The sequence below is a fragment of the Candidatus Campbellbacteria bacterium genome (assembly GCA_034521025.1).
Lineage (GTDB): Bacteria > Patescibacteriota > Minisyncoccia > Phycocordibacterales > JAXHMZ01 > JAXHMZ01.
The window spans coordinates 247,424-266,769 of the sequence record JAXHMZ010000005.1 but is presented as its reverse complement, the minus strand read 5'-3'; the positions used below and the strand labels follow the sequence as shown (position 1 = coordinate 266,769).

Genomic DNA, 19,346 nt, shown 5'->3' with positions numbered 1-19,346 from the left:
AACCCATTGAGGTCTCAACGCTCTCTCCGTTCTTAAGCGCGGTTATGCTCGCCCCACTACCAAGGTGGCACACGATCGTACGATCTTCTAGATCTCCTGATTTACTCAAAGTACGCACGATAGAAGAGAGGGCCAGTCCATGATAACCGATCTTTGCAACACCATATTTTTTGTTGATATCCCGAGGAAGAGCGTATCTCTTTGCTGTCAGAGGGATAGTTTGATGAAATTCGCTATCCGACACCGCAAAAAGCTCTATATCCGGATACGATTTTTTAATGTGTTCAATTTCTTTAATTATAAAAGTTAAGTGAACCGGATCACGGTCTTGATTTTCCCGTAATAATTCTACGTATTCATCATCGATCGGTCTGTGCGAGGCGAAATATTGCCCGGGCATGACTATCCGAATTCCGGCTCGTAAGCTCTTTAAAGTCTTCTCCTTGGGATAACCGCTCGTTTGAGTATTTCAAGAAAATGATCAAAAGCAAAGACAAATGCATTTTCTTCTACTGACTCCTTTTCTCCATGATCTATAGATAAAAAATATCCGCTTTCACGTCTTTCTATGATCATCGAAATAGATCCTTCTTCTTTGCTTTCAAACGAATACTTCTTGGAAGATGAGCCGATGTTTATTGCTAAGTAGTCCATCGCCATTCTTCTATACTATCGGGGTCAACTCCGTTTTTGATAATGTAGTCCTTATGTTCTTCTAGGGTTTCTTCGTAACGAGATATAAACTCTTTAGCTTTTTCTTCTGATATCACCCCTTGTTCGCGAGCATGCTCTACCGCCTCCATTGCCAAAGTAAAACGATCTGTATTATTGCGCACATGCATATCAAACGGCGTTGTAGTTGAACCGTTTTCTTCATAACCGTGTATAGTAAAGCGCTCTGAAGAATAGCCGTAGTCAAAAAGTATTTGTTTTATGGTCTGAGGATAACCGTGAAAGTTAAATATGACCGGCTTGTCTTTGGTAAAGTATTGATCAAAGTCATTTCGCAAAACCTTACATTGAGAATGCCCAATACCTAGAGCGGAAAGAGAAACTACACTAACAAAGCGCGGCCGAATTTCCGGCATTTCTTTACGTAGGATATCTATAGCGGCCAAACTTTCTTTGGTTAGATAATCACCCGCCGCCGCGAATACAACGTGGGGGTCTTCCTCAGAGGCAAAATCCCATATATTTATACCTTCCTCCATATCCTGATTCGCCTCATCGAGCGTACGCCACCTCGGCTCTAAGGTCTTGCCTGCAACGATAATGTTTATCTCTTGCTTTGACGCTAAACATCTATGCAAAACAGCCAAGGTACTATTGCCATCCGGCGGGAAATAGACATTAACGAAACAGCCCTGGCGCTGTAGCATATCGTCGACAAACCCCGGATTTTGGTGAGAAAAACCGTTGTGTTCCTGACGCCAGCCACTCGAGGTAAGAATATAGTTAAGAGAGCCGATGTCTCCTCGCCAAGGAACATCACGAGCAACATTGAGGAACTTTGCGTACTGGTCGGCCATACTGCCAACTATTTGAATAAATGCTTCATAGGAAGCAAATACCGCGTGGCGACCGGTGAGAATATATCCCTGAGCCAAACCTTGCAAGCTATGTTCTGAGAGCATTTCCATTACCCTTCCATCTCCAGCGATATCTCTATCCCATTGTTCCAGAGGCCAGACAAAAGCGCGCGTAGTAGTTTCAAAAACTTTATCTAATTTGTTGGAATAGGTTTCATCCGGCGACATTAAGCGGAAATTGCGATTTTCGGAATTGTGCTGGAAAACTTTGTTCAAATAATCTCCGGCGCGGCGCATACTACTTGATCCGATCGTTCCTGGTATGCTCGCGTCTTCCGCGCTTTCATGAGGGTCGGGTAGGTTGAGTGGCTTGTATACCGGACTCCCGCCGTGCGCGTGTAGCGAACCTCCCATTCTCTTGTTTTCCGGAGGCACTATAGAAAGTATGTCTTCGTCAAATTTGCCATTACTAAAGAGCTCTTCAAACCGATAGGATTTTAACCACGACTCTAAGGCCTCAAGATGAATCGGGTCACTCTTTGCTTCCTTGGCAATTACTTGGTGCGAGAGATGATTATCTTCGATTTTCTTCCCACCAAGCTCATCGATCGAATTCCACCCCTTGGGAGTCCTGAGAACGATCATTGGAAACCTAGGAGGATGGTTCCTACTTCCTTCACGAGACAAGTATTGAGTATATCTTATAGATTCGAGACACTTCTCAAGTGTTTCCTGCATCCTTTCATAAACATCATAATCCTCATACGAGGAGACAAAATATGGCTCATAACCATAACCCCAGAAAAGAGAGTTTAACTCTTCATCCGTCATACGCCCCATCATAGTTGGGCCGGAGATTTTGTAACCATTCAAGTGTAATATAGGAAGTACCGCTCCATTGTTAGCCGGATCTATGAGTTTATTTATATGCCAGGCAGCAGATAGTGGTCCAGTTTCTGCCTCTCCGTCTCCTATTACACAGGCCGTTATTAGGTCTGGATTATCCAGTATTGATCCATAAGCAGTAGACAAAGAATAACCGAGCTCTCCCCCTTCCAAAATGACTCCCGGAGCTTCTGGGTTGCTGTGGCTAGGAAAGCCATAAGGCCAACTAAATTTTTCTGATATATATTGTATCCCCTTCTTATCGATTGTTGCTTCGGGGTGGTATTTCCCTAAAGTACCTTCCAAAAAAAGGTTGGACTGGATAGCCGGAAAACCGTGTCCCGGGCCTAAAACAAACAACATATCTAAATCGTGCTTGGCGATCAGAGCGTTGAGATGAGCGTATGTAAAGTTTATACCGGGACAAGTTCCCCAGTGACCCAAGAGACGGGGCTTAATGTCACTGTGCTCGAGCGGGTTTTCTAAAAGAACGTTCTTCTGTAAATAGATCTGTACAGCGCTAAGATAGTCCGCCGCGCGAACATATTTCCTTATAGATTCCTCCATGCCTTAAGTATACTACTGATTTTAAATATATAAATGTGAATATATTGACCACTCTTCACACTGTACACACTTATTTATTCACGCACAGATTCCTCCTGATATACTGCGTGTATGTATAATCCACAAAACTTACACGAATGTGAAGTTGAAAAGAAAAGAAACCCACGCAGAGTAGTCGACACTTTAATGACCGGCATAGGAGGAGTAGCCTCGGTATCTAGTATTCCACAAGTAATAAAGATCTGGGAAACGGGAGATGTCAGTGGAATATCTCTCACGACTCAGATGCTTGCGTTAGGTGCCGTAGTCGCTTGGTTTTTCTATGGACTTTATATACAAAATAAGCCACTCGCTATTACAAGCGCACTCTCTACTATAGTCGTAGGAACAGTTGTGGTACAAATTTTCTTCTACTCTTAAAAGAGCTAGGACTCTAGAAGAAACTGTCTTTTTTTGCTAAACTCGTAGACGTATTGCCGGATCGTCTAATGGTAGGACACATGCCTCTGGAGCATGGTATCTTGGTTCGAATCCAAGTCCGGCAGCTAGGAGCATAGCGAGTAGCTGACGGAAGAAAGCAAACAATTTTGCTTTCGGATTGGATGAGAAAAGGTCGAGTAAGTCGCGCGAGGCTTGGCGAGCACGACGCGAGACCTGTACAGAATCTGTAAGATTCGAATCCAAGTCCGGCAGCATAAAATAGTTAGGCCTTGATGCGAAAGCATTGAGGCTTTACTATTTTACCTGACGGGTTGGACGAGAAAGACGGAGGCGGTATACAAGACGACGAGTCTCCGAGGAGTGCTTGTCGCCGAGTCCGGGTAGGAGCCACACAATATTTTTGGAGCAAAGCGAACAAAAATATTGATGTGAGCTGACACCGAATCCAAGTCCGGCAGCCGTTCGTATAAAATCCTCGAACTTTTTTGATATACTGAAACATATGAAAAAAGCTATCATCCTTCATGGGATGTCTGACAACAAGCAGAGCTACTACAATCCTGATGGAGATGCCGAATCTAACTCTCATTGGCTACCCTGGCTTCAGAAACAGCTCATTGTCAGAGATGTTCTTGCGCAAACTCCAGAAATGCCAGAACCACATATGCCAAACTATGAGAAATGGTGTTCAGTATTCAATCAATTCAAGATAGATGAGGAGACTGATTTGATTGGACATAGTTGTGGAGCTGGTTTTTTGCTGCGTTGGCTCACTGAAAACAAGCAAAAAGTTAGGAAGGTGGTCCTTGTTGCTCCCTGGGTAGATCCGACTAATGAACTTGGAGATCAAAACACCTTCTTTAATTTTGAGATAGACGCTGGGTTGGCTGAACGAACTAGTAGCGTTTACATATTCAATTCATCGAACGACGATGAGGTGATTCATGAAAGCGTGAAGCGGATTCTCGAAAAATTACCTTCAGCTCAACTAATAGAGATGAAAAACAAAGGCCACTTTACCTTTTCTGGGATGAGCACCAGAAAATTCCCTGAGCTTGCCGCTACTCTACTTGAGTAATAGTTCTAACTTCGTCCCATACTGGCAGCTAGGAGAGTAGCGAGTAGCTGAGGGAAGAAAGCAAACAATTTTGCTTTCGGCTTGGATGAGAAAAGGCTCAAACAGTCCGGGGGACTACATGGCAACCTGTACAGCTCCTAACATCAGTTTTCAACTGTGAGAACAGAGTGATGGTTGATATACTACATAAAGGTCAGCTGTAAAAGCTGTCGATATTTTTTAGGTAATATGATAAATAGGATCATAACAGTATTAGTTCTTTTGATTTTGTCCGGCGCCGCTTGGCTCGCCTTGAGTATTTGGGAGTCTACTTTCTTTACTTCGCTTTTCTATACGTTTGTTGCGCTGGCCACTGTTTATGTAGTGTTTAAGCTCATCGCCGAGCCGATAGCGGTACATAATACCCGGGACGCCAAGTCGCGGTATCTTATGCGGAAGTTCATAACCATAACCACAGTGGTTATCACCCTGGGAGCGGTTTTGGCGATCTGGGTTGATGATGCTCAGACCTTGTTTGTTTCTTACGGGATCATTGGTGCCGGTCTGGCCTTTGCTCTCCAAGACTTGTTTAAGAACCTGGCCGGAGGAATGCTGCTTTTTACCAAGGGGATATACCGAATCGGTGATCGGGTTGAAATTGACGGCTCAGTCGGTGACGTGATCGATATCGGCATGCTCTACACTACTTTGCTTGAGATTCAAAACTGGATAGACGGCGACCAAACCACCGGTCGAATGGTTATTATTCCGAACAATAAAGTGATCTCTGGAATGACCTTTAACTATAGCAAGGATCATAGCTTTATCTGGGATGAAATAATGGTCCCAATTACTTACGAGAGTGATTGGAGAAAGGCTCGTGATCTGATGGTTAAAATTTCGAGCGACGAAACAGCCGGAAGCGCTAAGACAGCCAGTGAGATGATCACTCGGCTTAAAAAAAGATACTTTATCTCGGCCCGAGAAACTGAGCCGTCAGTATTTATGCGGCTGACCGACAACTGGATTCAGCTTACGGTCCGATTCGTGGTACCGGTAAAAGACAGGCGCCTTGTTAATGATAGGCTCAGTCATCTTATTCTTGAGACTTTTGAGAAGGATAGCAATATTGAGATAGCTTCTGAGACGTTTGTGGTACGCTCTAAGCAAGCTAGTTAACCGACAGACTTCTGATACGCTCTCTTTAAAACCGGGTACGATCGTTATGGGAAAAGGCCAAGGAAAAAGGACCGAGTCACATTGGGCGAGGTGTCGATTTTCATATATTTATGCTTCACACGCAATGCACACCTTTGCTCGGCTGAGTTGTTGGGCTGCATTCATGCTATGTTGGTAGTACAGTGTTTTTACTCCTTGACGCCAGGCCAAGAGATAGAGTTCGTTTATTTCCTTGGCGGACATATCCGGCGGGATCATTAGATTGAGAGACTGGGCCTGATCAATGTACTCTTGCCTATCTGCCGCCTGCTTGATGATCACAGATTGGTCGATCTCGGCGAACGTGCGAAAGACAGCTTTTTCATTCTCGTTAAGGAATGAGAGGTGCTGGACGGAACCGTCGTTGTCACGGATACTGCTCCAGGTTTCGCGATCATTTTTTCCTTTTTCTTCAAGCAGCTTCTCAAGCGAGCTATTGCGGATCGTTACCTTCATCTTATCGATGTCTTTGACATAGCAGTTAGAGAAGTAGGGTTCGATACTCTGAGACACTTGACCGATAATAAAAGCCGAGGACGTGGTCGGTGCAACCGCCATAACGGTTGTGTTGCGGCGGCCATAGCCTTTGAGAATTTCGGGTTCGCCATAATCCTTAGCCATCTGGGAAGAAGCGGCATAAGCTTTGTCACGAATGGTTTTGAAGATCTCAGCATTTATCTCATTCGCTTCATCGCTCTCGAGTGGGATCATTTTCGATTGCAGCAGAGAATGCCAGCCGAGTGCGCCGAGTCCGATCGCGCGGTTCGCGGTTGCGAAATTGTACGCGCGCTCCATAAACAAGAATGCGAGTCGATCATCTTTATCGTCCGAATCACGCAAAGCCTCTAGCTTTTGTATAAACTCGCTCATAACAGCGTCGAGAAGTTGCGTCATTGTCTCGACGGCATCCGTGTCCTTCCATTCGTCATAGTACAGCAGGTTCATTGAGGAGAGATCGCAGACAAACGACCAATCTGACCGCGACGGAAGCATGATCTCTGTGCAGAGATTGCTCGCGTAGATTTTGAGATCCTTATCTTTATAAACATCAACGGTATTGTTGTTCACATTGTCAGTGAAGAAAATATAGGGATAGCCCATTTGTCCGCGCCGTTCGATGAGTTTCGCCCAAATACGGCGCTTATCCTCGTCGCCGTCGATCATCCCCTGCAGCCACTTGTCATCAACGGTGACACCGTGAGTGAGCTTCTGGATAGGATTCCCTTCTGAACCAATATCAAGGAATTCTTCAATGTCCGGATGATCGATCGGCAAATATGGAGAAAACTGTCCGCGCCGTACCGAGCCCTGACTGACAATATTAGTGATCGTCTCAAACAGCTGCATAAAATGGACGGAACCGGATGAATGCCCGCGATCTTTGATCGTCGCGCCACGACCGCGCAGCTCACCAAAGTAAGCCGACGTTCCGCCGCCGAACTTACTCATCATTCCCACCTCCGCCTGAGTATAGAGAATGTTCGCCATATCATCCGGAATGTAAGAACCAAAACAGCTTATCGGTAAACCGGTATTTAAGCCAAAGTTGATCCAGACCGGCGTAGCGAGCGAGTAATAGCCGGCGGCCATGTATTTTTCAAATTTATCAGCAAAACCGGGTTTTTCAAGGATCTTTTCAGCGGTCTCAGCGATCTCACGAACGCGGCTCTCCGGGGTAGCTCCCTTCTGGAGGTATCCACGTTCAAGAAAAGTACGAGAGTTTTCATTTAGCCATTGGTACGACATAATATACTATTTAAAATAAGTCATCACTGGTAACGCTTGCGGAACGTTTGTTGTAATTGATCGATCGTTTGAAGAAAAAGTCGTTGTGTTTAGTAGCGATCACTTCATCGTCAAACCAATCGGTCTCCTCGATACGCTTTTCGTCTACCTCGAAGGGTCTTTCCATTCCGATTCTCTCGAGCGAGTTGTTGAGCCGATTTTTAACAAACTCTTTAACGGTAACAGCCGGCAAGAAATCCAACTCGCCTTTCTCGTAGATCCAGTCAATGATCTTTTCTTCTGCGGCGTACGCGTCGCGACACACTTGATAGATCGTCTCTTTGTGTTCATCGTCAAACCATTCGGGGTGTTCGCGCTTTATTTGATTAATAAGTTCGCTCCCGAAAAGTCCATGGATCTGTTCCTCTTTCGAGGTTGCCTCCACCGCATTGGATATGCCCTTGAATAGATTCCTATGTCTATTGAAGGACATAATGATGAGGAACTGCGAGAAGAGCGATACGTGCTCGGTGAAAAGCGAGAATAACAAAATCGCCTCCGTATATTCACGATTGTCATTGGTGCGGGATCTTTGCAGGATGTCTTCGAGATACGTGAGACGCTCGTGTATAGCCGGAATCTCTTTTATGCGCTTGAATTCGTCGTTGAGTCCAAGTATTTCCAAAAGATGTGCGTACGCGTCCATATGTCGCACCTCGCTTTCCGCAAACGTATAGCCAACAGCACCTACCTCGGGCTTTGGCATCTTTTTATAAATATCTCCCCAGAACGTCTTAACCGCTACTTCAACCTGAGCGACTGCAAGCATAGCGTTTTTGATCGCACTACGCTCCTTGTCGGAAACATTGACCTTAAAATCTTGCACGTCACTCGTAAAATTAAACTCGGTATGGAGCCAGTAGGAGTGCCGAATAGCATCTACATATTCAACTAGATCAGGGTATTCATACGGGCGTAGGTTTGTGCGCTTCTCGAAGAGGTCGGGTTCACGCTGTTTGGCACGCTCGTTGCGATAGAGGATATAGCGTTTGGCTATCTCATGGTAGTTATGCTCCATAAGAGATTCTTCGACAAGATCCTGAATGGTCTCGACGGCGGGCTTGCCATCGTTGCAGCGCTCGTCTGCGTCTCTGTCAGCAGAAGCGTGATCGCATAAAGTAGCGATCTTTTCATATACTGTATTGGCAACTTTTTTCGCCTCTTCTGCCGAACCTGTATCGGTCGCATCAAAAGCCTTTGAGATCGCTGCGGTGATCTTGGAAAGATCAAAGGCTTCCTCGGAACCGTCTCGTTTAATTATTGTTGTGATGGAAGTCTTTTGCATACGCTATGTGTTTAAAACATAAATCACCGATGCGTGTGCATTCGGTGATATACGAAAGGTGTTCACCAGGACGTCACGCGCATCATAAGCAGCTCCACTTGGGAGGCATTGTATGGGATCGGACTCTAACCGTTGCGCGACAGTGAGGGACTTTCACCCTACTTCACCATACAAACCGCTTTTTTAATTTATGTTTCCTTGACTATAGCATAGTTATATAACCTCTTCTTCGAAAGCAATGTGGATAGTGCATCTATCCAGCGGCGTGTATTGTATAAATACTGTGAGAAATTTTATTGAAAAGGGCGAGACTTGAATCTTACAGATTCAGCCCGCCCGTACCGAACGGCACCTGCCCGAAATAAATTTCATTCAGGGGGCGTTCGAGCGGACCCACCCGACCAGAACCGCCTGGCCGTTCGGGCAGGTACTCCTTTAGTATTTTCTCAGGCATAGTAGACGTGCTAGTATTATCAAAGAGGCAGACGAAAGGAGGGACTTGATGTCACTGAAGACGTTTTCGCGAGTGCCGGAACCTGGTTTCTACTACCACCAAAAGCACGATCCACAGGAATCAATAAACAACTACGCTTACGAAGTAACCGGAATTGGTTTCCACACCGAGAACGACAGGATGTTCCTCGTCTATCGTCCCTTGTATGAATCTCCGGCCTACAAAGCATCAAAAGAGTTCGGAGTTCCTTGTTTTTACATACGACCTCTTGAAATGTGGCTAGAAACCGCAAAGGAAAGCGGGGAGATAGTTTTGCTTTTTCAAAAAATTACCGATCCCATAACCACCGCAGAGCTAGCAAGGATCCGTCAGGAAATGTATCCATAGATACTTGAATCCTTGGCATTAGTAATGCCAAGGATTTTTATTTCTATGCAAAAAAGATTGTAAAATTAAAAAACCAGAACTATTTTTGCCTGTCCAAAGCTGTTTTTATGAAAAGATTAAAGAGAGGATGTGGTCGGAGAGGTCGAGCGAGAAACTCAGGGTGAAACTGAGTACCAACAAAAAACGGGTGTTCTGTTTCTGGAAGTTCAGAAATTTCTGCCAAAGAACCGTCTGGAGAAACTCCGGAAAAGATCATACCGCTTTTTTCTAACTGCTCTCGATAAGCCGGATTGACTTCATAGCGGTGACGGTGGCGCTCCTCTATTGAGTCCTTGCCGTAGGCGCGACGTACCATAGACCCTTCTTTCAGTTTAGCCTCATATGTACCCAGACGCATCGTCCCGCCCATTTTTGAGTTTTCGATATTATCTTTTTGCGACTCCATTACGTCTATTATCAAATGATCGGCGTCTGGATCGATCTCAGCTGTGTTGGCATCATCGAGACCAAGAACATTGCGAGCGTACTCAACTAACAACAGTTGCATTCCATAACAAAGTCCGAAGTAAGGAGTTCTTTCCTCTCGGGCAAACCGAATAACATTTATCTTCCCTTCTATACCCCTTTCTCCGAATCCACCTGGTACTATAATGCCGTCATATTCGCGAAGCTCTTCAACCTTTTCAGGATCTTTACCAAACTCTTTTGAGTTCAACCAAAAGATCTCCGGTTCGGCATTCATTTCATAAGAAGAAAACTTGATAGCTTCTATAACCGACACATAAGCGTCAGAAAGGAGGAACTCTCCGCTGTCAAAGTACTTTCCAACGACAGCTATTTTTACTTTCTTTTCGGCGCTTTTTGTTTTATCTACGAATTCACGCCACTTTATCAACCCATTTTCTGAACGCGACTCTAGTTTCAAGCCGTCCAAAAGAATTTGACCCAGAGAATCTGCTTCAAAATTGATCGGTACATCATAAATACTTTCTATATCAGGAGCTGAGATCACCTTGTCAGGATATATGTTACAAGAAATAGCTATCTTCTCTTTCCTTTTTTGATCGAGCGCTTTCTCGCTTCTTGCGATCAATAGATCAGTTTGTACTCCGTATGAATTAAGCTGCCGCACGGCATTTTGCGTCGGCTTGGTTTTCATTTCTCCGATTTTGTCCGGAATAGGAAGATAGGAAACAAGAACAAATTGTACATTCTTGGGATTATAGATCTTCAAAACACGAGCCGCTTCAATGAACATAATATTCTGATAATCTCCTACCGTACCTCCTATCTCTATAACGGAAACATCGGAATCATTTTTATTCGCCGCTCTCTGAAAACGAGAAATGATTTCATCACGAATATGAGGAACCGCCTCGACGCATTTACCGCCGTACTCAAGCCGGCGCTCGCGCTCTATAACATCCCTATAGACCATACCGCTTGTAATATAGTCCTCGTGCGCTTGGTCACGATCCATAAATCTCTCGTAATTCCCAAGGTCTTGATCTGTTTCCAGGCCACTATTTAGAACGAACACTTCGCCGTGTTCGGTGGGGTTCATAGTTCCCGCATCAACGTTTAGATACGGATCAACTTTGACCAAATTTACTTTATAACCCTTATCCTGCAAGATACTACCGATCGAAGCGGACGTAATACCTTTGCCGACACCAGACATAACTCCTCCAATTACAAATACATATTTGTGGTCATCGTGTGGCATTACAGAATATATTAGGTATTAGTGTGGCTTTGGTTGATTTTAATAATAGAGGTAACGACGCACCGCGAGGAAACTGGAAAGCGCGCCGAGAATTATACCTAGACCTACAAAAATAAGAGCAAGTTCCAAGAAGTTATCAATATAGTGATCGAAAATGTTCACGCTTCCAAAGAAGTTTTGGGCCTGGGGACCCAACCACAAAGTCAGAGGGTAGAAGATCATCAAGACTATCGTTCCGGCAAATATACCTCCAATGATCCCGGTAATTACAAAAGGCCCCCGAATATAAGTGTTACTGGCCCCCACTAGACGCATAACAGATATTTCTTCCCGGGAGGTAAATATCGCCAAACGAATTGTATTAAAGGTAATGATAATTGATAGAACGAACAGAAGTATCGTCGCATATATACCTACCCTTTCCGTGGTCTCCATAATCGAAGTTAGTCTCTCAATAACAACCTGATTATTGTTGTAGTTACTGCGCTCTACTATATTCTCTCCGTCTTCTGTTAAAGCGGCGTTACTTTCAAGGAAAGATTGTATTTGATCATACTCTGAAGTATCGGTTGCTAAAACATTTAGTGAGGCATTTAACGGGTTTTTCTCCAGAACATCAAAAGCTTCATTGAAGTCGGGGTTCTCTTCCTGGAATTCCGCTAGAGCCTGATCTCGCGATGTGTATTCAACGGATTCTACTTGCTCCAAATTCTCAAGCTTACTTTGAAGCGACAAGGTCTCTTCCTCCGTAGCTTCCTGGGTAATATATACATTGATGTCAACTCGCTCGCGGATATTTTCAAGTGTTTCTTCGAGAATAATTCCAGTAAAATAAAGAGCTCCTACCACAAATATAGTAACAGCCATAACTAGCATCGAAGAAAGCGAAACAAAAGCGTTTCTCCAAAAGCCCACAAAACCTGATCGTATAATTCTTCTTAGATTGGTAAAGAACATTTCCATACTATTAGTTAAATAATGTATCGCCCCTTTCTATCGTCACGAACGATCCGGCCGTTTTCCATTGTTATGACGCGCTGATCCAACGAATCCACGACTCCTTTATTATGAGTAGTCAACAAAATTGTTGTACCCAAACTGTTTATCTTCTCCAGGATTCGTATTATGTCGTGAATATTTACCGGATCCAAGTTTCCTGTAGGCTCGTCAGCTATTAATACATCCGGCTGGGTTACGATCGCGCGAGCTATAGCGAGACGTTGCGCCTCACCGCCGGATAACTCGTTAGGGAAATTCTCTTCTTTGTTTTCGAGTCCCACCAACTCCAACGCGTAAGGAACATCAGATTCGATCTCACTGTCGGTGCGCTCCGAGACCTCCATCGCAAAAGCCACATTCTCAAATACGGTTTTGTGCGGAAGCAGACGAAAATCCTGAAATACCACACCCAACCGCCTACGTAGAAGGTTTATGTCGCGCTTGCGTAAATTATGTATATCCACCTTGTCAAAAAGTACCGTTCCTTCGCTAGGCATCTCTTCGGCTAACAAAAGCTTTACGAGGGTAGATTTCCCGGCGCCCGAATGGCCGACAATAGAGACAAACTCGCCCGGCTCGACCCCAAAAGCGACTTTTTCGATCGCCGGTACGCCGTTGCCGTATATTTTCGTTACATTATCAAAAATTATCATGCTTTTTATTGTTGTGCTCTTAAGAAAGGTTCAATGTCTCCTTCGAGTACTCCTTCTACATTCCTTACCTCTGTATCCGTTCGGTGGTCTTTTACCATTTTGTAAGGATGGAGTACGTACGAACGTATTTGTGATCCCCATTCAGGCTCGGTGTTTGTACTCGGCGAAAGTCCTTTTCCTAGTCGTTCTCGGTCTTCTTCCTGTTTCTCCCATAGGCGCGCCGCCAATATCTGCATAGCCTTTTCACGATTCTGAGCTTGACTGCGCTCAGAGCTAACCTGAACCGCGATACCGGTATCTTTATGGATCACCCTGACCGCCGTTTCTCTCTTGTTAACATTCTGACCTCCCGGACCGCTGGATTTTGAAAACTCTATTTCAACATCATCAGAATTGATCTCTATCTCACCGGTTTTTTCAAATACAGGCAAAACTTCAACCATCGCAAACGAGGTATGCCTCTGACCTTTACTGTTAAACGGCGAAGTCCGGACTAGTCTATGAACCCCAGACTCGCTCTTTAGTGTACCATATGCACCCTTGCCAACAATCTCGACAAATAGAGTTTTTATTCCTCCTATGTTTGATTCACTTTTTGAAAGTACTTGAACTCCCCATCCCATTTTTTCCGCGTAGTTTCGGTACATATTAAGCAACATTCGAGCAAAATCGTCCGCGTCATCCCCTCCGGCGCCGGAATAAATATGAAGGATCGCGTTACCACGATCGTACTTACCCACACCCTCTATCTTAGCTTTTATTTCTTCCATCTCACGAACCGTTTCTTGCGCGCGTTCTTTGTTACTCCAAAAGTCCGGCGATGACATCCCTTTCATTATCTCATCAAGGCGTTTTTGCAATGCGACTTTATCTTTCGAATCACTCATATTACCTAGTATTATAACAAAAGGCGCACATGTGTGCGCCTCGATTGGAAACTTATTTACTAACCGGATCAGGAACAAACCTTTCCCTTAGACGGGCTGCCAAGGTCTCGATCTCTTCGGCCAGTTCTCTAATTGGTGCTTCTCCGTTGATTTCTTTTCGAATCGCGTGTCTGGCAAACAAATGCTCCAGCATATCCGGAACATAATCTTGCCACTCCTCTTTGCTAAGCTTTACTTGGAGCACGCGCGCATCTAATACTTTTCTAAGATACATCGCGGCTTTTTTGCGATCACTTATAGCGTTGTTATCCCCTTTTTGAACTCTGCCGTAGACACTGAAGCGGGCATTGCGCAGATGTCTAGTTGCGACATTACTGTTACAGCCTTCAAGACGCAACAAGCGCTTATCGAAACTCACGGTTTTCTCCGACATAAAAACACCTCTCTCCTCTCGCTTTATACAACAGATAGGCGACAATAGCAACTCGTCTACTCGAGAATCCCGTCTATGTTGACGTCATAGAGCATACGCTCATTGATATGACGATAGCGCACCAGCTCATCTTTGCTAAACCAAACTTGTATTTCACGCTTGGCTTCTTCCCGTTCATCTGAGCAGTGGATCAAATTCCTTACCGCACGACCATCTACATTAGCTATTTCATAAGAGTCAACGGTCAGGTCTCCGCGAATAGTTCCGACGTCAGACGATAGCGGTTCTGTGTCACCAACAATTTTTTTAACTACTCCAACGGCTTGATTGCCTTCAAACACCATCTGAACTACAGGTCCCGCGGTAAGAAAATCATATAACCCTTCCAAAACTTCTTGTCCGTATTCGAGAGCCGATTTACCCGGCTTTTCTCCACTGTCTTTTATGTTTTCAATTATTCGGTTTCCTACTTTCTCGCACCATGCTTCGTCCTTGCCGTAATGCTCTGCCGCCTGGGATCGACCGGGCACAAGCATTTTAAGCCCGACTAGTTTCAAACCAGTTCTTTCAATGCGAGAAACTATCTCTCCGACAAGCGAACGTTGTACGCCATCGGGTTTTACCATTACAAACGTTTGTTCTTTTTTAGGATGATCCATATATCTTATTATTAGTTAAAACTTTGCATTCGATTATACACCAATAAACAAATTCTTCTAGATGCGAACGAAAAATTTCTTATGAGTGACTATCATTTTCTATAGTTCTCTATGATCTCTCTTTCGATTTCTGTACGATCACGCCCGAATCTGTCTTTAGAAAGATCCTTGAGTTTCTCTATTTGGCCCTCATTACCTTCAACTGGCGCCTGCGTATTTATCAAAAACGGATCACGAGGGGTGCCGCTGACCAACGGCTTCAGTATTGCCTGACGATTTTGAATATTCATAATATCTTGAGCATCAAAAGTCGGTGAAAATAATTTTTCCAAATATTCAGCATCATCGGCACCCACCCTAAAACTTGCAAGTGACCCGACGTTGCCAAATACCGCATCACGAATGGGTTCGGAAAGTTGAGCTATGAACTGGTGCGCCACCGTGAGAGAAAGCTTATATTTGCGCGCCTCAGAAAGGATCGTAGATATGGAGTCGGTGGTTATGTTTTGGAACTCATCTAAGTATAAATAGAAAGGAGGAAATTCTTCTCTTTGCGAATCCGCTCGCGATAGCGCCGCTAGGAGCAATTTCCCGACGATTATAAGGCCGATAAGAGAAGAGTTTATATCGCCCAATTTTCCTTTGGAAAGATTGACCAAGAGAATTTTTCTCTCATCCATAACTTCACGAAAACTAAAGGATGATTGCTTCTGGGCAATAATAGGCCGCATTACGTCATTAGAAAGAAAGACATCAAATTTTGAAGTAATGTAAGGAACTATATTTTGCAACGACGCTTCTCCGCCCGCTTTGTTTGCTATCTCATTCCAAAATTGTATTACTGGCGGATTATTAGAAACAGAAATTTTCTTGTTGCGAAAATCAGCGTCGGATAAGACTCGCGAAACATCAAAGAGAGTAGCCGGCTCATCTCCTCCTAGAGCCAATAGTACGGCGTTGCGGAAATACTGCTCAAACATAGGACCTCCCGCCGTCTTCATATCGAAGAGTTTGTTAAATATAGATAACATTTCGTTCACAACGAACGTTTTCTCTTCGGGTCTAGTGCTGTCAAACTCAAGCATATTAAGTCCCATCGGACGAGACTGATCGCTCGGATCAAAATATATGACATCGTCATATCTTTCTTCGGGTACAACCGCTAGAATGTCTTCTATATCTGAGCCGTGCGGATCTATCATACAGACACCTTCTCCATCCAATATGTCTTGAGTGATCATATTTTTTAACATAGTGGTCTTACCGGTGCCGGTTTGCCCTACTACATACAAGTGACGCAGACGATCGTCGGGAGAAAGGAATATCTTGCGTTCACGCCCTCTATAATCATTAGTGCCAACCAAAAGTCCCTCTTCCGGCATATCATTCGGAGGCGCTCCTGATTCACGACCAGGTGAACCCGAAGATCTTAAAACATGTGTACCAAGCCCGGGAATATGAACAAGCGTTGCCGCTTCTCTTGTATTTAACGAAAAGGCATTGCTCTCATCAAACAATCTAAAAGAATATTTGTTCTCAAACTTCCGTAATGCGTTGCCTTTAACTTCTTTGAAACGAATAGCGTTCGATCCTTCAAGGTCAAATTGATTGAAAGCCGACTCTATGTTCTCGCGAATAACTTTTGCCCTGCCTACTTCGTTAGCTGAAGTAATTACGCGAATGTTAACTTTATACAAAGGAGAAGATATTTTATTTTCTATCTTTTCTACCAATTCCTCGTTTTCTGAAACCTCTTCTCGTTCATCTTCGTTTTTAGACTTTTTCTTTCCGGGTAGAAAAAGTTTCTTGAATTCTCCGGCTAAAGTGCCCTCTTCTAATGCTTTGTCTAAACTGGACCCTTTTTCTACCCTTTCTTTAACCTCTCGAAAATTTTTGTTCGCCCCTTCTCCACGAGGAGAAAATAAGAACTGTAACGCCGCCCCTTCACCTTCGCGTTCAAGTTCAGTAAAAGAATTCAAAATGGTATTAAGAGGGTCGGTTTCGAAAAGATCAAAAGTGCGTATAGGTAAAATTTCAGAAGATTTCAGGAACCCTCTGGAAACACTTGCTTTGCCGTTTTCATTAAAGATATTATAGTCATCCTTTACGTAAGAGATGTGCGCATTCGGAAATAAAGCAGAAAATTGTTTCTCGAACATCTCTATTTTTTCTTTGGGAATAGCTACAAAAAATCTCACTTGAGATCCAATGTACTCAAGAGCAATTTCTATTCCAAAGTAAAAACCTTTTTTTCCTCCTTCTATGCCACCTTCTGCAATAGAGCGAAGACCGGAGAACAACTCCTGCATAAGGGAATGATTTGATTTAAAAGTTTCATCTTTGCCGTCGTCGAGGTCCGACTTTGATACCTTAACCTCAAAAAGAGAGAGATTTAGACCCCTGGAAAGTCGTTTGTTATTTTCAACCCCTGATAACTGATGGTCTGTCTTTATATATTCCGCTAAAAGACGGTGAAAGTCGTCTTCGAGATGCGGATCATTGAGAGCTCGAACTTCTCTTAGAGTCTGTTTGATGCCTTTCTCCTTGGCCAAATTCAGCAATTCGGAGACTTTTTCGTCGTGTTTTTCCGGAGCTAAACCAAGCTCCTTAATTTCCGGCGACTGAGTGATTTCTTCCGGTCTCTCTTCATTTAAAGCAAAAGAGTTATTCGCGTATTCAGATACAACCTCACGCGCTTTGGCTTCTCTGTTTTCTCTTTCTACTTCTTGACTCTCACCAGGTAGCGTTTCAAGAGCACTCTCTCTTTTGCGCAGCTCCTCGCGAAGGAACGCGAGTTCCTCTTCGGTACTATCAAATTTCTTTCCCTCGAATGGATTTCTTTCCATACGCTAGGATTTGATCTTGCTCCGTGGAGTCCTTTGGGAGCCAAGCTCGTTACCTTCAGTGTCAAATATTGAAAGAACTACCGAATCTGATTCTTTGTCGTAGGAATAGGAAAGGTTGAGAGAAGAATCTTCTGGATTAACTTCTTTCCTCACAAAGCCGTTCTCTGGTTCATAAACTAGCACCACCGGCTTTTTATCAAGTCCTGCCAAATATTGCTTATATTCTTCTATGATATTGTCCTCTGTATCTTGACTTTCCTCTTTTGCAGCTTTTTCAAATCCTTCGGCTTTCTCTCCAGGTGTTTCTTCTTTATCTTTGGATTCGTCTTTTAGGCTGACTTTATCTGGGCTTTCCTGTCCTTCTGGACGCTCTTCTTCTCTCGGTTCTTTTTTAACCTTTTCTTCTTGCGCAGCTTCGAATACTTCAGACTTTTTCTCATCGATCTCGTTCGCTTGACTTGCTTCTTCTACTTCGTTTGTTTCTTTCGTTTTAGTATCTCTCGCTTCAGAAAGAGTATCTTGGTTTTCTTTTATCTTCTCGTCGGCTTCACCTTCCTCCTTTGAATCTTTCTCATCTACACTTGTACTACTAGATACGGTTTCTTCTTCACTAGCCTTTTCTTTTTGCCCAGAGTCCTGATTTTCTGAGAATCTATGAACATTCTCAGTGGTATTTTTCTGTCTATCAAGGACATCAAATCCTTTCGATTTTTCCGATACTGTGGCTTCCTCGTTAGGAGTGTCTTTTGAGAAAGTCAGCGGTTTAGCCAAACTTTCGTCGTCTGTCGAGGTGTTAGGAGATGCATTATTATCCAAAAAGTTTTTCAGTTCGTTTTCCAGTTCTGATTGAGTTCTTTCGAAAAGTTCTTTGCGTTCTTTGTTGCGCCGTAACTTAGGCAGAAAATCATCAATGATCTTTCCTTGGGATCTTTCGGGCAATTGCTTGATCTTTTCATATAAAGTTTTGGCGTGTGGCTCATCCAAACCTTCAATATTATCCATTAACCTGCCTAGAGAAATGTCGGGTGAGTCGCCGCCAGCTTGATCTTTTTTTGCGTTTTCTTCGGTTTCTTTGGTCGCTTTAGTATCTTTAGTGTCTTTTTTATCTTCCCCGTTTGAATCCTCTCTTTCCTTCGGCTGATCTGGTGCTTTGTTATCTTTGGCTTTTTCTTTGCCAACACTATATTTCTCTTCGAGCGACCGAATGATATTCTCGTGCTCGGAGTCTGAACTTTTCACGTCAGCAGAATGAGCCGAGCTATTGTTACTAGAATTTTTAGAATCAGCTTTCTGTGGCACCCCTCCGCCCACTGAAGAAGATTTGTTTTCTCGGCCACCCGATTTCATTTTTTGTCTTATATTGGATAACTGCTCATCCACAGAATGATCAAAGTTCATTGATTTACCGGAGCGTTTTTCCTCTAAATAGGCCTCCAGTTCTCGATCTATGTCCTCCACGTCATGCGAATCTACATTCGCGGCACGTGAAATATCTTGCGATGTTGTTCCTTGGTTAGATGCGTCCACCATATACT

General features: G+C 43.9%; 17 protein-coding genes, 1 tRNA gene and 1 riboswitch. Of the genes, 5 read left to right on the top strand and 13 right to left on the bottom strand.

Going from position 1 to position 19,346, the window contains the following annotated elements; genetic code table 11:
• From U5L75_03850 to U5L75_03840, 3 genes are all read right to left on the bottom strand, one after another.
• Positions 1-400: acetate kinase (locus U5L75_03850; GenBank protein MDZ7726686.1), on the bottom strand; the 400-nt coding region annotated here is incomplete at its 3' end.
• 29 nt (positions 401-429) lie between these two features.
• On the bottom strand, positions 430-654 hold the full coding sequence (locus tag U5L75_03845) for a hypothetical protein (protein MDZ7726685.1): 225 nt from the start codon (positions 652-654) through the stop codon (positions 430-432).
• Complete coding sequence (locus U5L75_03840) at positions 642-2,981, bottom strand: phosphoketolase family protein (protein ID MDZ7726684.1); 2,340 nt, start codon at positions 2,979-2,981, stop codon at positions 642-644. Before U5L75_03840 ends, U5L75_03845 begins: the two co-directional genes overlap by 13 nt.
• 111 nt (positions 2,982-3,092) lie before the next feature.
• Here U5L75_03840 and U5L75_03835 point away from each other — a divergent pair, with 111 nt between their 5' ends.
• The 4 genes from U5L75_03835 (at position 3,093) to U5L75_03820 (ending at position 5,658) form a co-directional block, all read left to right on the top strand.
• On the top strand, positions 3,093-3,401 hold the full coding sequence (locus U5L75_03835) for a PQ-loop domain-containing transporter (protein ID MDZ7726683.1): 309 nt from the start codon (positions 3,093-3,095) through the stop codon (positions 3,399-3,401).
• Positions 3,402-3,455: 54 nt separating this feature from the next.
• Positions 3,456-3,526, top strand: a tRNA-Gln gene (locus tag U5L75_03830).
• 398 nt (positions 3,527-3,924) lie between these two features.
• Positions 3,925-4,500 (top strand): alpha/beta fold hydrolase, encoded by a 576-nt coding sequence (locus U5L75_03825; GenBank protein ID MDZ7726682.1) that lies wholly within the window; start codon positions 3,925-3,927, stop codon positions 4,498-4,500.
• A gap of 228 nt (positions 4,501-4,728) precedes the next feature.
• On the top strand, positions 4,729-5,658 hold the full coding sequence (locus U5L75_03820) for a mechanosensitive ion channel family protein (GenBank protein MDZ7726681.1): 930 nt from the start codon (positions 4,729-4,731) through the stop codon (positions 5,656-5,658).
• 108 nt (positions 5,659-5,766) lie between these two features.
• Here U5L75_03820 and U5L75_03815 read toward each other — a convergent pair whose 3' ends face one another.
• A complete protein-coding gene (locus tag U5L75_03815) occupies positions 5,767-7,443 on the bottom strand; it encodes a ribonucleoside-diphosphate reductase subunit alpha (GenBank protein MDZ7726680.1) in 1,677 nt (558 codons plus the stop codon).
• 10 nt (positions 7,444-7,453) lie between these two features.
• Entirely contained in the window at positions 7,454-8,767 is a 1,314-nt protein-coding gene (locus tag U5L75_03810; GenBank protein ID MDZ7726679.1) for a ribonucleotide-diphosphate reductase subunit beta, read from the bottom strand.
• Between the two features lie 111 nt (positions 8,768-8,878).
• Positions 8,879-8,938: riboswitch (adenosylcobalamin-variant (AdoCbl-variant) riboswitch) on the bottom strand.
• A gap of 331 nt (positions 8,939-9,269) precedes the next feature.
• On the opposite strand from U5L75_03810, the gene U5L75_03805 reads away from it, so the two are divergent.
• Complete coding sequence (locus U5L75_03805; protein MDZ7726678.1) at positions 9,270-9,608, top strand: DUF1653 domain-containing protein; 339 nt, start codon at positions 9,270-9,272, stop codon at positions 9,606-9,608.
• Between the two features lie 79 nt (positions 9,609-9,687).
• On the opposite strand, the gene U5L75_03800 is transcribed toward U5L75_03805, so the two are convergent.
• From U5L75_03800 to U5L75_03765, 8 genes are all read right to left on the bottom strand, one after another.
• Positions 9,688-11,334 (bottom strand): CTP synthase, encoded by a 1,647-nt coding sequence (locus U5L75_03800; protein MDZ7726677.1) that lies wholly within the window; start codon positions 11,332-11,334, stop codon positions 9,688-9,690.
• A gap of 39 nt (positions 11,335-11,373) precedes the next feature.
• Positions 11,374-12,297, bottom strand: a complete 924-nt coding sequence (locus tag U5L75_03795) for a permease-like cell division protein FtsX (protein ID MDZ7726676.1) — start codon at positions 12,295-12,297, stop codon at positions 11,374-11,376.
• An 8-nt stretch (positions 12,298-12,305) separates the two neighbouring features.
• Entirely contained in the window at positions 12,306-12,986 is a 681-nt protein-coding gene (gene ftsE / locus U5L75_03790) for a cell division ATP-binding protein FtsE (GenBank protein MDZ7726675.1), read from the bottom strand.
• A gap of 5 nt (positions 12,987-12,991) precedes the next feature.
• A complete protein-coding gene (locus U5L75_03785; GenBank protein ID MDZ7726674.1) occupies positions 12,992-13,873 on the bottom strand; it encodes a PCRF domain-containing protein in 882 nt (293 codons plus the stop codon).
• Positions 13,874-13,925: 52 nt separating this feature from the next.
• Positions 13,926-14,306: a hypothetical protein gene (locus U5L75_03780; GenBank protein MDZ7726673.1), complete on the bottom strand. Its 381-nt coding sequence runs from the start codon at positions 14,304-14,306 to the stop codon at positions 13,926-13,928.
• 56 nt (positions 14,307-14,362) lie between these two features.
• Positions 14,363-14,965: a nucleoside-diphosphate kinase gene (locus tag U5L75_03775; protein ID MDZ7726672.1), complete on the bottom strand. Its 603-nt coding sequence runs from the start codon at positions 14,963-14,965 to the stop codon at positions 14,363-14,365.
• Positions 14,966-15,057: 92 nt separating this feature from the next.
• Positions 15,058-17,811 carry a type IV secretion system DNA-binding domain-containing protein gene (locus U5L75_03770; GenBank protein MDZ7726671.1) on the bottom strand — a complete coding sequence of 918 codons (2,754 nt, stop codon included), beginning with the start codon at positions 17,809-17,811 and terminating at the stop codon, positions 15,058-15,060.
• Positions 17,812-17,814: 3 nt separating this feature from the next.
• The gene (locus U5L75_03765) at positions 17,815-19,341 is read right to left on the bottom strand and encodes a hypothetical protein (GenBank protein ID MDZ7726670.1); all 1,527 of its coding nucleotides are present in this window, start codon (positions 19,339-19,341) and stop codon (positions 17,815-17,817) included.
• Between the last annotated feature and the right edge of the window lie 5 nt (positions 19,342-19,346).

Excerpts from the sequence above, each read along its gene's own strand:
- U5L75_03845 (MDZ7726685.1), bottom strand. The coding sequence starts at position 654 with ATGGACTACTTAGCAATAAACATCGGCTCATCTTCCAAGAAGTATTCG.
- U5L75_03840 (MDZ7726684.1), bottom strand. The coding sequence starts at position 2,981 with ATGGAGGAATCTATAAGGAAATATGTTCGCGCGGCGGACTATCTTAGC.
- U5L75_03835 (MDZ7726683.1), top strand. The coding sequence starts at position 3,093 with ATGTATAATCCACAAAACTTACACGAATGTGAAGTTGAAAAGAAAAGA.
- U5L75_03825 (MDZ7726682.1), top strand. The coding sequence starts at position 3,925 with ATGAAAAAAGCTATCATCCTTCATGGGATGTCTGACAACAAGCAGAGC.
- U5L75_03820 (MDZ7726681.1), top strand. The coding sequence starts at position 4,729 with ATGATAAATAGGATCATAACAGTATTAGTTCTTTTGATTTTGTCCGGC.
- U5L75_03815 (MDZ7726680.1), bottom strand. The coding sequence starts at position 7,443 with ATGTCGTACCAATGGCTAAATGAAAACTCTCGTACTTTTCTTGAACGT.
- U5L75_03810 (MDZ7726679.1), bottom strand. The coding sequence starts at position 8,767 with ATGCAAAAGACTTCCATCACAACAATAATTAAACGAGACGGTTCCGAG.
- U5L75_03805 (MDZ7726678.1), top strand. The coding sequence starts at position 9,270 with ATGTCACTGAAGACGTTTTCGCGAGTGCCGGAACCTGGTTTCTACTAC.
- U5L75_03800 (MDZ7726677.1), bottom strand. The coding sequence starts at position 11,334 with ATGCCACACGATGACCACAAATATGTATTTGTAATTGGAGGAGTTATG.
- U5L75_03795 (MDZ7726676.1), bottom strand. The coding sequence starts at position 12,297 with ATGGAAATGTTCTTTACCAATCTAAGAAGAATTATACGATCAGGTTTT.
- ftsE (MDZ7726675.1), bottom strand. The coding sequence starts at position 12,986 with ATGATAATTTTTGATAATGTAACGAAAATATACGGCAACGGCGTACCG.
- U5L75_03785 (MDZ7726674.1), bottom strand. The coding sequence starts at position 13,873 with ATGAGTGATTCGAAAGATAAAGTCGCATTGCAAAAACGCCTTGATGAG.
- U5L75_03780 (MDZ7726673.1), bottom strand. The coding sequence starts at position 14,306 with ATGTCGGAGAAAACCGTGAGTTTCGATAAGCGCTTGTTGCGTCTTGAA.
- U5L75_03775 (MDZ7726672.1), bottom strand. The coding sequence starts at position 14,965 with ATGGATCATCCTAAAAAAGAACAAACGTTTGTAATGGTAAAACCCGAT.
- U5L75_03770 (MDZ7726671.1), bottom strand. The coding sequence starts at position 17,811 with ATGGAAAGAAATCCATTCGAGGGAAAGAAATTTGATAGTACCGAAGAG.
- U5L75_03765 (MDZ7726670.1), bottom strand. The coding sequence starts at position 19,341 with ATGGTGGACGCATCTAACCAAGGAACAACATCGCAAGATATTTCACGT.